The sequence below is a fragment of the Micromonospora profundi genome (assembly GCF_011927785.1).
Lineage (GTDB): Bacteria > Actinomycetota > Actinomycetes > Mycobacteriales > Micromonosporaceae > Micromonospora > Micromonospora profundi.
The window spans coordinates 5,784,050-5,797,099 of record NZ_JAATJK010000001.1 but is presented as its reverse complement, the minus strand read 5'-3'; the positions used below and the strand labels follow the sequence as shown (position 1 = coordinate 5,797,099).

Sequence of the window (13,050 nt, the reverse complement as noted above, 5' to 3'; positions counted from 1 at the left end):
TCAGCTGGCGTCAACGTGGGGTGACGAAGGCAGCACGCATCGTGGCTGGGACGTGTGGTGGTGGCGCCGGTCTCCTGGCCCGGCCCCTGCCAAGGCGAGCCGGGCCAGGAAACCGACGGGTTCGAGACGCGGCCTGGATTACGGCGCAGGCCCGGGCGTCGTCGGTCAGCGGATCTGCATCCCGGAGATCGCGCGGGAGATTACCAGTCGCTGAATCTCTGAGGTGCCCTCGAAGATGGTGTAGATCTTCGCGTCCCGGTACCAGCGCTCCACCGGATGGTCGCGCAGGAAACCGGCCCCACCGAGCAACTGTACGGCCTTCTCGGTGACCGACACCGCGACCTCACCGGCCTTGAGCTTGGACATCGAGCCCTCACCGGCGGTGAACGGGCGGTTGTTGCGGCCCATCCAGGAGGCACGCCAGACCAGCAGCCGTGCCGCGTCGATCTCCATCCGCATGTCGGCCAGCGCGAACGCCACCGCCTGGTTCTCGATGATCGGTCTGCCGAACTGGACGCGGTCCTTGGCGTAGTCCAGCGCGTACTCGTAGGCGGCCCGGGCCACGCCGAGCGCCTGCGCGCCCACCGTCGGTCGGGACAGCTCGAAGGTGCGCATGGCGGCCTGCCCGGTGGATCGCTGTCCGGAGCGTGCCCGGTCGAGTCGTTGCAGCAGCGCGTCCCGACCGCCGAGCAGGCACCGGCCGGGCACCCGTACGTCGTCGAGGAAGACGTCGGCGGTGTGCGAGGCGCGGAGGCCGAGTTTGCGCAGCTTGCGGGTTGCGGTCAGGCCGGGGGTGCCGGGCGGTACGACGAATGCGGCCTGGCCGCGGGAGCCGAGTGTGGGGTCGACCGAGGCGGTGACGACGTGCACTCCGGCGATGCCGCCGTTCGTGGCGTACGCCTTCTGCCCGGAGAGCACCCACTCGTCGGTGGCCTCGTCGTATACGGCCCGGGTGCGCATGGCGCCGACGTCGGAGCCGGCCTCCGGTTCGCTCGTGCAGAACGCGGCGACGGCCGGCGAGTCGACGTCGCCGAAGCACTGCGGCACCCATTCGACAAGTTGGTCGGGGGTGCCGGCGCCGTAGATGGCGGCGACGGCGAGCGAGGTGCCGAAGATGCTCAGCCCGATGCCGGCGTCACCCCAGAAGAGTTCCTCGCTGGCAATCGGCAGGGAGAGCCCGGTCGGATCGGCCCAGCAGGTGGCGAGGAACTCGAAGCCGTAGAGGCCGACCTTTGCGGCTTCCTGGATCACCGGCCACGGGGTTTCCTCGCGCTCGTCCCACTCGGCGGCGGCCGGGCGCACGACCTCGGCGGCGAAGCCGTGCACCCAGTCCCGCAGGTCCCGCTGTTCCTCATTCAGGTCTAGCGAGAACTCGGCCATGTCAGGCCTTGGGGATGTCGAACAGGTTGGCGATGTTGGCGGCGAGACCGAGGTCGCCCTTCGCCTTCAGCTTGCCGGTCATGAACATCATGACCGGGTTGGCGCCACCGGAGACGATCTTCAGGAACTCCACCGGGCCCATGGTGAGGGCAAGCTTCGGGTCGTGCTGCGGGGTCTCGTTCACGTGGCACTTGCCGTCGGCGATGACCACCTCGTAGGTGTCGCTGCCGCCGTCCGGGCGACCGGTGACGATCCAGTGGATGACGGCGTTCGTGGAGCCGGCCCGGTCGGCGCGGAACAGCGACGGCATCCGGTTGAACACCTCGCCGAGGATCTTCCCACGCATGTCACCGGACATCACCTGGGCGATCTTGTCGTCCGGGGTGGACTTGACCAGCTGGGCGAACTCCTTGGGGCCGACGTTGGCGAAGGTGGCCGGGTCGAAGTCAGTCATGAGATGTGCCTTCCGGGGAGATTGCCTACTGGTGCGTAACCCTACGCACCAGTAGGTATGCTCGCAAGGTGTCCTCAGCTCCCGCCTTCAAGCGCCTGCCGCGTGCCGTCCGCGAGCAGCAGATGCTCGACGCGGCAGTGAAGGTCTTCTCCCGGCGCGGCTTCCACCACGCCAGCATGGACGAGATCGCGGAGTACGCGGGCATCTCCAAACCGATGGTCTACGCGTACCTCGGGACCAAGGAGGAACTGTTCGTCGCCTGTCTGCACCGCGAGGGCACCCGGATGATGCAGGCCATCGCCGGTGCCGCCGCCCCCGACCTGCCGGCGGACGTTCGGCTCTGGCGCGGTCTGCGGGCGTTCTTCGGCTTCGTGGGCGCGCATCGCGACGGCTGGGCGGTGCTCTACCGGCAGGCCCGGGGCGAGCAGCCGTTCGCCGGCGAGTTGGCCACGATGCGGACCCGGCTCGTCGAGGTGGTCGCCGAGATGCTCGACCACGCGCTGCGCGCGGAGGGGCACGAGGTCGGCGCCGTCGACCTGGAAGTCGTCGCGTACGCGCTGGTGGGGGCCACCGAGTCGCTTGCCGACTGGCTCGCCGACCGTCCGGAGGCCGACCCGGAGAAGACCGCAACCCGGATGATGAACGTGGCCTGGCTCGGCGCCGCCCAACTCCTGCACGGCGTCACTTGGCGGCCGCCGGAGTGAGAAGGTCCCGCGCCGTCGGAGTGAGAAGGTCCCGCGCCCGCCCGAACCGGGCAGGCGGCAGTGGTTTCAGCGGCCGGCTGCGGCGCGGCGGTGCGCCCGACGGCGCAGCCATCGCACACCTTCCAGACCGAACGTGACGATCAGCGAGAGCCCGATGCCGGCCAGGACGCCCTTCAGCGGGTCACGCTCGAAGGCCAGCCCACCGAAGTAGCCGAGCAGGCCGCAGTACAGCGCCCAGGTGACCGCCGCGATGCTGTCGTACAGCAGAAACGCCCGGCGGGGATAGCGCACCGCGCCCATGGTGAGGGTGACGGCCGTCCGGCCGCCGGGCACGTACCGGCTGGTGGTCAGGATTATCCCGCCGCGCCTGTCAACGGCGCGGCGAGCCCACTCGGAGCCGGCCCGCCGGCGACTGCCATCCGGTAGGTGGGCCAGCCGGTTCGCGCCGCCGCCCCGCCCGATGGCATACGAGATGTGGTCGCCGATCAGCGCGCCGAGGGCGGCGCTGACGATCACCAGAGTCAGATCGGGGTGCCCGCCGTCGGCGGCGAGCACCGCCGCGGTGATCACCGCCGCCTCGCCCGGCACCGCGGGGAAGAACGCGTCGACCGCGGTGAGGCCGAAGATCACCAGGTACACCCACGGTGACGTGACGGTCCCACGGAGAAGGTCGAGCAGGGCTTCCATGCACCAATGCTCGCCGGGTGCGACCCGCCCGGAGGCCGAGTCGGCGGATCATCCGCCTTCGGTCCGGACGTCAGGCCGACCGGGTCAGGAACATCAGACCGACCGGGCCAGGGCCGGTGCCGCGAGCAGCGGCCCGTGCGGTGTCTTGTCCCCGGCGGTGGGGCCGTGAGAGGTCAGCACCACGGGCGCGCCCAGCTCGGCGCGTACCGCCTCCGGCCAGTCCGACGGTGGATCGTCGTACACCGGGCGGGAGCGCAGCAGGCGGGCGGTGAGCGCGGCCTGCCGGTCCAGGTCACCGGGCGGGCCCGGGGTGATCCGGTCGGTGGTGTCGTAGCGGCGGCAGATCCGCAGGCCGGGGCCGGCGAGGTCGAGGTGGGTGAGCGCGAGGCCGTCGACGCCGCCGGCTGCCGCGAGGGCGTACCGGTGGGCGACAGCGTCGAAGTGGCCGAACCGGAACCGGCCCTGCCACGGGTTCGTGGCGTTGTGCCGGTCGGTGAACGGCAGCGCCTGGTCCTCGGTCACCAGCGGGCCGGCCCCGTGCCGGGTGGTGACGATCCGCAGCACCCCGAGCCGGGCCACCTCGCCGGGCAGGCCCGCCTCGGCGAGCAGGCCGTCGACGTTTGTGAACGTGGTGGTGCTCCACGTCGTGTACGGGTGGAAGCCGTGCCACTCGTCCAGCAGCACCCCCTGTGCACCCTCGAAGACGCACGTCCCGGAGCGCAGCGCCCCGGCGAGCCAGCTGCCGTCGACGATCGCGACCCGGCCGGCGAACCCGGTGAACGCGGGCAGGCAGTCCTCGACCGGCGGGGCGTCCAGCGGGCCGAGTTCGGCGGTGAGCCGGTCCCGCAGGACGGTCAGCCGACGGCGCAGCAGCGCTGGGCTGCGGCAGTCGGCGACCCGTGGCGCGTCGTCGGGGTGGGCGAGACCGTACGCGACGGCCTCGCCCACACCCAGCCCGCAGGAGCCGTGCCGGTCGGCTCCCCGGGCGATCTCCCGGGCCCGGTTGGCGGCCCGGTGGTACGGGGTGGCGAGCAGTGCCGACCCGTCCACTGTCAACCTGTCCAGCGCGTCGGGCACCCCGACAGTGGCGAGATGGTCGGCCTCGGCGGCCAGCGCCAGCGGGTCCACCACCACGTGCCGCGACAGGTGCGTACGCACGCCGGGGTGGAAGGTGCCGGCGCCGAACTGTGCGAACGTGTGGTGCCGCCCGTCGCGCAGCACGACGTTGTGCGCCGCCTGCGCGCCCCCGTTGAAGCGGACGACCGTGTGCACGGGTCGGGTGGCGCAGAGCCAGTCCACGACAGTGCCCTTGCCAGCGTCGCCATAGCCGAGGTCGACCACCGCCACGTGCCTCACAGTCGGGTCACCCCGCCTGTGGTGTCGCGGAAGGCCGGCAGCGTCGACACCTCGGCGCGCCGCCCCCGGTTGAGGCGGGCCAGCGCCTTCGACACGGTGCCGGTGGCGGTGGAGCCCGCGCGGTCCAGGTGACGCAGGCCCTCGTCAAGGTCGATGGCCTGCTCACCGAGGCCGATGGTGAGCGCGATGGTCTCGCAGACCGCATCGAGGTCGTCGAGGACCACCGCGTTCTGCCCGAGCAGGTCCCGCCAGAAGTCGAGCACCTTCGCGTTGCCGGCGTAGTGGCTGCCGGCGGGGAGCAGGTAGTAGGTGTCCCAGCGGCTCGTCACCTCGTCGACGATGTGCCGCAGCGGCACGTCCTCGGTCAGGTTGTCACCGATCACGCCGGCAGCCTCCCGCGCCTTCACCGTCGGGTACGCCAGCTCGTCGCCGATGATGAACAGGTAGCCGCGCCGGCCGCGCTTGTCCCAGTTGTCGGTGGCGGTGTGCCGGGCCATGAAGTACATGGCCAGCTCGTACGACTCGGTCATCTGCCCGCCGCCACCGCCTTCGAGGACGATCCGGCCGAGGTCGTCGTCCATTCGGTTGTCCGACTCGAACTGGCCGACCTGCAACGGCACCCGGTCGCAGGTGGCGTCCCCGATCGCCCCGAACATGATCTGCGGGTCGCTTGCGTAGCCCTGCCGTTGCAGCAGCCCGAGCAGCTGCGGCAGCTTGGTCTGCAGGACGCGCGGCACCTTGAGCATCGAGCCTGTCACGTCGAAGAGCACCGCGACGGGCGTCGACCGGGGGTGTTCGTCGGAGTCGCGGCTCTCCCGCGTCGCCTCCCGGGGGTCGAGTGCGGGGTGCACGGTGCGGGCCCCGCTGTCGCTGTAGGAGAAGGCGCTCTTGCCGGTCGACCTGCGGTAGCGGTCGGCGGCGTCGTACACGTCGGTGGACCAGATTCCACTGCCCATGACAGCTCCTTAGGGGGTGAGGGTGAAGGGGCGGAAGGTGCGTGGCCCGTAGAGCCGGCCCAGCACGTTGTCGAATTCGCGTAGCAGGCGCCACGCGTCGTCGGGCCGGTCCTTGAGGAACCGCTGCCGGCAGCCCTGGGCGAAGGCGAGCAGCTCGCGCGGCGCGTGGCGGTTCAGCAGCGAGGTCATGCAGCGGGTCGCCATCCAGATGTCGGTGCCCGGCCCGCACTGCCGCTTCTGGAAGACCTCCGGCGGATACCAGTCCTGGTAGCCGGGCACCATGGCCGGGATCGTGCTGCCGACGGGCGCGGAGAAGCACCAGTCGACGAGCACCACGCCGTGGGCGGCCGGCTCGATCAGCACGTGTCGCGGCAGGACCGCGCCGTGCACCACGCCGGCCCGGTGGGCCAGGCCGAGTGCCACGAGCAGCCGCCGCCACATCCAGGCCACGTCGCGGGCGTCCAGCCCGTCGGGGTACGCGCGCCGCACCGCGTCGAGGTCGTGCAGGCCGGGCGCGGTGGCGAGCACGTTGATCCGCCGTTCGGCGCCGGTCGCGGCGTCGGAGTGCCGGAACTCGTCGACGAGTCGGGGCACGTACGGCAGGTAGCGCGGGTCGCCGCGTTCGGCGATGGTGTGCAGGGCGTGTGCCTCGCGGGCCATGAGGTCGTTGTCGGTGGGCCGCCGGGGCAGCTTGAGCAGCCTGTCGTCTCCGACGTCGTAGAGGTCGGCAAGGTCACCGGAGTGGGCAAGCGCGCCGAGGCGGTAGTCGCCGAGGACTGTGACCTGCCGGGCCTGCCACCGGGTGGTGACGTGGATGAACGCGTCGAGGGCTTCGGCGCGTACCGCCGGGTCGGCCGTCAGGCGGTCGGGGTGCAGGGCCGCGACCAGCTCGCGGTAGCGCCTGGCCGGCTGGTCCGTGCCGAACAGGTCGGTGTCGGTGCGGGCGGCAGTGACCAGGCCGATGGCCTCCGCGGTCCTCATCGCACCGTCTCCTCGCGGGCGGGGCGCAGCAGCGCGGGGTGCAGCAGCCGGGCGTCGCCGGCCCGGTAGAGCCGGGCGCGGGGGCCACCCCGCGAGCCGCCGCGCTCGGTGCTGGCGCCGGTGCTTTCCACGAAGCCCGGCACGGACAGCACCTTGCGGTGGAAGTTGCCGGCGTGCAGGGGGTGACCCCAGACCGTCTCGTAGACGGCGCGTAGCTCGCTGATGGTGAACTCGGCGGCGAGGAAGCGCGTGGCGAGTGGGGTGTATTCGAGCTTGGAGCGGGCGCGCTCAAGCGCGTCGTCGATGATCCGGCCGTGGTCGAAGGCGAGCTGCCGGCTGGTCAGGGCGGTCACCGGCAGCCAGGTCGCCGCGTCGGCGTCGCTGCCGGCGGCCGGGTCGGGCAGGTCGGGGGCGAACGCGAGGTGGGCGACCGAGACGACGCGCATCCGCGGGTCGCGGTCGGGAGCGCCGTAGCTGCCCAACTGCTCCAGGTGTACGCGGCGCAGCCCCTCGCCGCCGAGCCCGGTCTCCTCGGCCAGCTCACGTCGGGCACCGGCGGCGAGGTCCTCGTCGGGTTGGACGAAGCCGCCGGGCAGCGCCCAGTGCCCCTCGAAGGGTGGCTGGCCCCGCTGGATCAGCAAGAGGTGCAGCGCGCCGTCGCGGATGGTCAGCGCTACCACGTCGACGGTCACGGCGACCGACGGGTAGGCCCGGGGGTCGTACGCCTCCAGGAACTCCTGCTCGTTCATCGCGTCACCCTCACTTTGAGAACATCTCTCTGTGAGAACAACTTAGCGCACGAGAACGCCAGTGCCAAGCCCGGATCCGGGATCGGCACTGGCGCGTCAGCGCAGGAGGCCCACCAGGTGCGGTCGGCCACGCGAGTCGTGCAGGGCGAACCCGCCGTCCGGCAGCAGCGCGAAGCTCACGGTGCTCGGCAACGACACCGGCAGCTTGAAGGCGACCTCGACCGTGTAGGCGTCAGGCAGCCGGTTTTCCAGCGCTGCGAGGCATCGCGCCTTGCTCCACATGCCGTGCGCGATCGGCCGGCGGAACCCGAACAGCCGCGCCCCGAGCACTGACGTGTGGATCGGGTTGTGGTCCCCGGAGACCCGCGCGTACTCGGTGCCGACCCGGGGTTCGACACGCCAGCGGGCCGTACCGGCGGGCACCTCGGTGCGCCCGCTCCGGTCGCGCCGCTCACCGCCGCCGGCCGTGGGCTCCCGACCCAGGTACGTGGAGACGCCGCGCCAGACCTCCTCCCCGTCCACCGAGCCGACAAGCACCACGTCCAGTTGCCGCCCCCGGTCGTGCGGGCGCAGATCCTGGGCGTACGTCGTGAAGTCGATGGCCTCGTCGGCGGTGATCGGGCGGTGCACTGTGATCCGGTTGTCGATGTGCACCAGGCCGGTCAGCGGGAGGGGAAAGTCCGGCGCGGTCATCAGCCGCAGGCTCAGTGGAAAGCCCATGACGTGCGGAAACGTCGCGGGGAGCTGATCGGTGAGCCGGAACCCGCAGACCCGGTCGTAGTCGGCAAGGTGCGTCCTGTCGACGCTCACGCCGTCCACTGCCAGCTCGGCCGCCGGCAGGTCGTTCCCGCGCCGCCCCTTGCCGAGGCCCGGCAGCGCACCGAGCAACGCCCGCCGGTACAGCGGTCCGGCCGCCGGCATCCGGGGCAGTTCGATGCGCTCCCGGGTGCGGTTGGCCGGTTGCGCGCCGGAGAGGTCGCGGGTCGCGTCGGTTCCGGCGGCCAGGTCGTGTGTCTGCTCGACGCTCAGGTCGTGACCGGCGGGCTCCGGACGGCGGATCGCGTCCAGGGTCTCCCGCGACAGGATCTCGGTGGGGCCGTCGATCAGTTCGTGGACCGACAGGTCATCCGGCTCCCCGGTGGGCTGTCCTCTTCTCGCCATCACGCCCCCAGCAGGCTCTGGCCGCAGACGCGTACGACGTTGCCGCTGACCGCGCCGGACGCCGGCCACGCCAACCAGCCGATCGCCTCCGCCACGTCGACCGGCAACCCGCCCTGCGACAGGCTGTTCATCCGCCGGCCCGCCTCACGGACGACAAGCGGGATGCGCGCCGTCAGGCGGGTCTCGATGAAGCCGGGGGCCACCGCGTTGACGCTGATCCCCCGCTCGTGCAGAGCCGGGGCGAGCGAGTCGACAAGCCCGATCACGCCGGCCTTGCTGGTGGCGTAGTTGGTCTGCCCCCGGTTGCCGGCGATCCCGGCGATCGACGAGACCGACACGATCCGCCCGCCGGCCGGGATCAGCTCCCGTTCCAGTAGGACGTCGTTGATCCGCTCCTGGCTGGAGAGGTTCACGTCGATCACCTGGTCCCACCGGTCGGCGTCCATCCGGCCGAGCGTCTTGTCCCGGGTGATTCCCGCGTTGTGCACCACCACGTCGACCCGACCGTGGCGGCTGGCCAGGTGGTCGGCGAGCCGGGTCGGGGCGTCCGGCGCGGTCAGGTCGAGCTGCACTGCCGTACCGCCGATGTCGTTCGCCACGGCGGCCAGGGCATCCCCGGCGGCCGGGATGTCCAGCGCCACCACCTGCGCGCCGTCGCGGGCCAGGACCCGGGCCAGCGCCGCGCCGATGCCCCGGGCCGCGCCGGTCACGAGCACGACCTGCCCGTCCAGGGGACGATCCCAGTCCGCCGGGGCGCTCGCCGTGCCGTCGCCAACCCGGATGACCTGCCCCGAGACGTACGCGGAGCGGCCGGACAGCAGGAACCGCAGTGTCGATTCGAGGCTGGTACGGGTCCCGGGGGCGCTGGCGTCGCCTGTCACGTAGACGAGCTGTGCGGTGGTGCCCCTGCCGAACTCCTTGCCGATGCTGCGGACCAACCCCTCCAGAGCGCGTTGGGCCGTGGCCTCGCGCGGCGTCGGGCACTCCGATGGCGGGGTGCCGAGCACGATCACCCGACCGCTGGGCAGCACGGCCCGGGCCTGCGGGTGGAAGAAGTCGTACAGCTGGCGAAGGTCGGTCGAGTCGGTGATCCCGGTGGCGTCGAAGACCAGCGCCCCGTACCGCTGCGGGGTGTCGCTGTGGGCGGCGGTGGCCTGGTCGGCCAGCTCGACCCCGGCGGATGCCAGGATCTTGGCGATCGGCTCGGCGAGTCGCCCGCCGGTGGCCGCGCCGAGCAGCAACGGCCCGGGCAGCAGCGGATCGCCGGGGTGGTGTCGGCGCAGTCGCGGCGGGTCGGGCAGCCCGAGACGCTTGACCAGCGCGCGGCCGGCGGCTGATTGGACGAAGCTCGCGTACCTGTCGCTCATGGGCGTAGCCTACTGGCGAGTAGGGTTGGCGCAACACATCTTCAAGGAGGCGGATCGTGCAGAGCATCCGACGGGTCGCGGTCATCGGCGGCAACCGCATCCCCTTTGCCCGCTCCAACTCCCGCTATGCGCAGGCGTCGAACGCGGACATGCTCGGCGCGGCGCTGGACGGCCTGATCGCCAGGTACGGGCTGGCCGGACAGCGGGTCGGCGAGGTGGTGGCCGGTGCGGTGCTCAAGCACTCCCGTGACTTCAACCTCACCCGTGAGGTGGTGCTCGGCTCCCGGCTCGACCCGCACACACCGGCGTACGACATCCAGCAGGCGTGCGGCACCGGCCTGGAGGCAGCGATCCTGGTCGCCAACAAGATCGCCCTCGGTCAGATCGACGTCGGCATCGCCGGCGGTGTCGACACCACCTCCGACGCGCCGCTCGCCGTCAACGAGGACATGCGGCGCACCCTGCTCAAACTCAACTCCGCCCGGACCTTGGGCGAGCGGATGAAGATCGCCGCGAAGCTGCGCCCGCTCCAGCCGTTCAAGCCGGAGATCCCCCGCAACGCCGAGCCGCGTACCGGCCTGTCGATGGGGGACCACGCCGCCCAGACCGCCATGCGCTGGCAGATCGACAGGCGATCCCAGGACGAGCTGGCGCTGCGCTCGCACCAGCGGCTGGCCGCCGCGTACGACAAGGGCTTCTTCGACGACCTGATGACGCCGTACCTGGGGCTCACCCGCGACCAGAACCTCCGTCCGGACACGAGCGTGGAGAAGCTCGGCTCGCTCAAGCCGGTCTTCGGCACCCGTGGCCCGGACGCCGAGCACGCCACGATGACCGCCGGCAACTCGTCGCCTCTCACCGACGGCGCGTCCACAGTGCTGCTTGCCAGCGAGGAGTGGGCTGCCGCGCACAACCTGCCGGTGCTGGCCTGGTTCAGCTGGTCGGAGACGGCAGCCGTGGACTTCGTGCACGGCGAAGAAGGGCTCCTGATGGCCCCCACGTACGCGGTGCCCCGCATGCTGGCCCGTGCCGGGCTGACGTTGCAGGACTTCGACTACTACGAGATCCACGAGGCGTTCGCGTCCCAGGTGCTGGCCACCCTCGCCGCCTGGGAGTCGCCGGAGTTCTGCAAGGACCGGCTCGGCCTGGACGCCCCGCTCGGCGCGATCGACAGGGAGAAGCTCAACGTCAACGGCTCGTCGCTGGCCGCCGGGCACCCGTTCGCCGCCACCGGCGGCCGGATCGTCGCGACCCTGGCAAAGCTGCTCGCCGAGAAGGGCAGCGGCCGCGGGTTGATCTCCATCTGCGCGGCCGGCGGTCAGGGCGTGACGGCGATCCTGGAGCGCTGATCGACGCTTCCTAGATCGTGATGCGTGCATGGGAGGGCTAGCCTGACCCCGCCCTTCCCCATGCCCTGAAGGATCAAGCCCGATGTCGACCGCCCCGATGTCCACCTCCGGTCCACAGCCTCGTTTCGCCGTGCCGCCCCCTCGGCCGCCGTCGGGGGGCGTCCGGCTGAGTCGGACGGCCCAGATCGTCACCGGCCTGGCCCTGATCGTGCCGGCCGCCGTCGCCCTGCTGTGGTCGTACGTCATTCCGTCGATCAGCACCATTGTGGATAGTTTCGGGCCAGGAAGACTGGTGCCGAACCGCCGCAGCCGAGCCTCCGATGGCGGCCTGGACAACTACCGAGAGATCGTCGCCTCGGGATTCCTCGGTGACCTGGTCTACGTGCTGCTGCTCGCACTGATACCGGTGCTGCTCGCGCTGATCGTCGCCCCTGCGCTCGCGCTCGCGGCGGAGCGGGCCGGGCGGGTGCCGAGACTTGTCACCCGGGCGCTGCTGGCCGTGCCGCTGGCCGCCTACGCCCCGCTCGCCGTGGGGACGGCGCGGACGATGGAACAGGCCGGCACCGGCCCGGGGAAGACCTCCGCCATCAGTACGGTGGCGCTGCTGCCCGCCGGGCTGGTGATCGCGATCGGTGCCACAGTCTTCCTCGCCGTGTGGTGCCGCCGCCCCCACGGCAGGTCCCTGCCGGCGGCCCTGGCCGCCGGCGGCGTGCTGGCGCTGACCGTCGTCGCGGTGACGATGCAGTCCTGGTCCCTCCAGTGGCCCGTCGTCGCCCAGAGGGGGCAGAACAGAACTCCGTTGCTGGACGTCTACCAGCAGACCTTCGTCCTCGCCCAGACCGGTGTCGGCGCTGCCGGCAGCGCGGTGCTGTTGGTGCTGCTGGGAACGCTCGGCCTCCTCGCCGTCGCCCTGCTCCTGCTGACCCGTACGCGGATCGCCTTCACCGGTTGGCGCGACCGCCCGGCGGAACCGACCCCTGCCGTGCGGAGTCGTGTCGCACTCGGCCTCCTGGTGGTGGGGCTGCTGGCGTTCCTCGGCGTGCTCGCGTACGTGTTGACGCCGTGGCTGCGGCTGCTCACCGCCGACGTGACGGCGCTGCCCCGGGGTGTCACCGCCGGCCAAATTCAGATCAACACCTGGCTGCCACCGCTGATCTCGACGGTGATCGGGGTGGGCCTCGCCGCGCTGGCCGGATTTGCGATCGGTGGCCTGCGCCCGCTGGGCCGGGCCAGCGAGCTTCTCCTGCTGCCCTTCGCACCCTGGCTCTTCGTCGGCGTCGGCCCACTCGCGGGCGCCCATTACCTCCGGGCTCGTGACGCCGAGCAGTTGAACACCTTCGCGGCGCTGATCCCGCCGAGCTGGCTCTCCATCCCCGCGCTCGTGGTGTTCACCCTGTTCTTCCGGGGTCAGCGGGAACGTTGGGAGGGCAGCGGCCGGTTCATCTCGACGATGCTGCTGCCCGCCCTGCCGATGGTGGCCGGGGCCGGGCTGCTGACCTGGTTGGTCGCCGCGCAGGACTGGCTGTGGCCGCGCCTGGTAGTCGCGCAGAACGGGCTGTGGCCGGCACCGAATTTCCTGCTCTACCGGCTTCGGGGGCGGTTCGACGCTGAGGGCACCGCGCAGGGAGATCTGGCTCAGATACTGCCCTTGCCGATGCTGCTGTTCTTCCTGCTCGCCTTCCTGGCGTTGCAGTTGCTCTACCTCGACCGGCTCGTCATCCTGGCGGGCCGACAGGAGGCCAAGCCGCACGCCGGTGCCGGGCCTACCGGTGCCGCGGCTACCGGTGCGATGCCTGCCGGTGTCGCGGCGTCGGCCCTTCCGCAGACCGACCAGAACGACGTCACGGAACGGGACCCGCGGCAGTCCTAGCGCCCGGCCTCCGCTACAGCCCGCCCACGGCCGGGC

12 protein-coding genes are annotated in these 13,050 nt (G+C 71.7%); 3 read left to right on the top strand and 9 right to left on the bottom strand.

What is annotated here, in order from left to right:
* Positions 1–165: 165 nt before the first annotated feature.
* Both F4558_RS25825 and F4558_RS25820 read right to left on the bottom strand, forming a co-directional pair.
* Positions 166–1,380, bottom strand: coding sequence for an acyl-CoA dehydrogenase family protein (locus F4558_RS25825; RefSeq protein WP_167946302.1), 1,215 nt, complete (start codon positions 1,378–1,380; stop codon positions 166–168).
* A gap of 1 nt (position 1,381) precedes the next feature.
* Positions 1,382–1,834 carry an SCP2 sterol-binding domain-containing protein gene (locus tag F4558_RS25820; protein WP_053651963.1) on the bottom strand — a complete coding sequence of 151 codons (453 nt, stop codon included), beginning with the start codon at positions 1,832–1,834 and terminating at the stop codon, positions 1,382–1,384.
* A 68-nt stretch (positions 1,835–1,902) separates the two neighbouring features.
* Between F4558_RS25820 and F4558_RS25815 the strand changes: the two genes are divergently transcribed.
* A complete protein-coding gene (locus tag F4558_RS25815; protein WP_053651965.1) occupies positions 1,903–2,538 on the top strand; it encodes a TetR/AcrR family transcriptional regulator in 636 nt (211 codons plus the stop codon).
* 66 nt (positions 2,539–2,604) lie between these two features.
* Here the strand turns inward: F4558_RS25815 and F4558_RS25810 are convergent, their stop codons facing one another.
* The 7 genes from F4558_RS25810 to F4558_RS25780 form a co-directional block, all read right to left on the bottom strand.
* Positions 2,605–3,225 carry a DedA family protein gene (locus F4558_RS25810; RefSeq protein WP_167946300.1) on the bottom strand — a complete coding sequence of 207 codons (621 nt, stop codon included), beginning with the start codon at positions 3,223–3,225 and terminating at the stop codon, positions 2,605–2,607.
* A 93-nt stretch (positions 3,226–3,318) separates the two neighbouring features.
* Positions 3,319–4,581, bottom strand: coding sequence for an adenylosuccinate synthetase (locus tag F4558_RS25805; RefSeq protein WP_167946298.1), 1,263 nt, complete (start codon positions 4,579–4,581; stop codon positions 3,319–3,321).
* Entirely contained in the window at positions 4,578–5,537 is a 960-nt protein-coding gene (locus F4558_RS25800; RefSeq protein ID WP_053651970.1) for a hypothetical protein, read from the bottom strand. Before F4558_RS25800 ends, F4558_RS25805 begins: the two co-directional genes overlap by 4 nt.
* A gap of 9 nt (positions 5,538–5,546) precedes the next feature.
* Complete coding sequence (locus F4558_RS25795; protein ID WP_167946296.1) at positions 5,547–6,518, bottom strand: protein kinase family protein; 972 nt, start codon at positions 6,516–6,518, stop codon at positions 5,547–5,549.
* Positions 6,515–7,267, bottom strand: coding sequence for an NUDIX hydrolase (locus F4558_RS25790; RefSeq protein WP_167946294.1), 753 nt, complete (start codon positions 7,265–7,267; stop codon positions 6,515–6,517). Before F4558_RS25790 ends, F4558_RS25795 begins: the two co-directional genes overlap by 4 nt.
* 96 nt (positions 7,268–7,363) lie before the next feature.
* Positions 7,364–8,272 carry a MaoC/PaaZ C-terminal domain-containing protein gene (locus F4558_RS25785; protein ID WP_376767600.1) on the bottom strand — a complete coding sequence of 303 codons (909 nt, stop codon included), beginning with the start codon at positions 8,270–8,272 and terminating at the stop codon, positions 7,364–7,366.
* Between the two features lie 155 nt (positions 8,273–8,427).
* Positions 8,428–9,795 (bottom strand): 3-oxoacyl-ACP reductase, encoded by a 1,368-nt coding sequence (locus F4558_RS25780; RefSeq protein ID WP_167946292.1) that lies wholly within the window; start codon positions 9,793–9,795, stop codon positions 8,428–8,430.
* A 56-nt stretch (positions 9,796–9,851) separates the two neighbouring features.
* Between F4558_RS25780 and F4558_RS25775 the strand changes: the two genes are divergently transcribed.
* Positions 9,852–11,144, top strand: a complete 1,293-nt coding sequence (locus F4558_RS25775; protein ID WP_167946290.1) for an acetyl-CoA C-acetyltransferase — start codon at positions 9,852–9,854, stop codon at positions 11,142–11,144.
* An 82-nt stretch (positions 11,145–11,226) separates the two neighbouring features.
* Positions 11,227–13,014 (top strand): ABC transporter permease family protein, encoded by a 1,788-nt coding sequence (locus F4558_RS25770; protein WP_167946288.1) that lies wholly within the window; start codon positions 11,227–11,229, stop codon positions 13,012–13,014.
* The last annotated feature ends 36 nt before the right edge of the window (positions 13,015–13,050 follow it).

Excerpts from the sequence above, each read along its gene's own strand:
- F4558_RS25825 (WP_167946302.1), bottom strand. The coding sequence starts at position 1,380 with ATGGCCGAGTTCTCGCTAGACCTGAATGAGGAACAGCGGGACCTGCGG.
- F4558_RS25820 (WP_053651963.1), bottom strand. The coding sequence starts at position 1,834 with ATGACTGACTTCGACCCGGCCACCTTCGCCAACGTCGGCCCCAAGGAG.
- F4558_RS25780 (WP_167946292.1), bottom strand. The coding sequence starts at position 9,795 with ATGAGCGACAGGTACGCGAGCTTCGTCCAATCAGCCGCCGGCCGCGCG.
- F4558_RS25790 (WP_167946294.1), bottom strand. The coding sequence starts at position 7,267 with ATGAACGAGCAGGAGTTCCTGGAGGCGTACGACCCCCGGGCCTACCCG.
- F4558_RS25770 (WP_167946288.1), top strand. The coding sequence starts at position 11,227 with ATGTCGACCGCCCCGATGTCCACCTCCGGTCCACAGCCTCGTTTCGCC.
- F4558_RS25810 (WP_167946300.1), bottom strand. The coding sequence starts at position 3,225 with ATGGAAGCCCTGCTCGACCTTCTCCGTGGGACCGTCACGTCACCGTGG.
- F4558_RS25795 (WP_167946296.1), bottom strand. The coding sequence starts at position 6,518 with ATGAGGACCGCGGAGGCCATCGGCCTGGTCACTGCCGCCCGCACCGAC.
- F4558_RS25800 (WP_053651970.1), bottom strand. The coding sequence starts at position 5,537 with ATGGGCAGTGGAATCTGGTCCACCGACGTGTACGACGCCGCCGACCGC.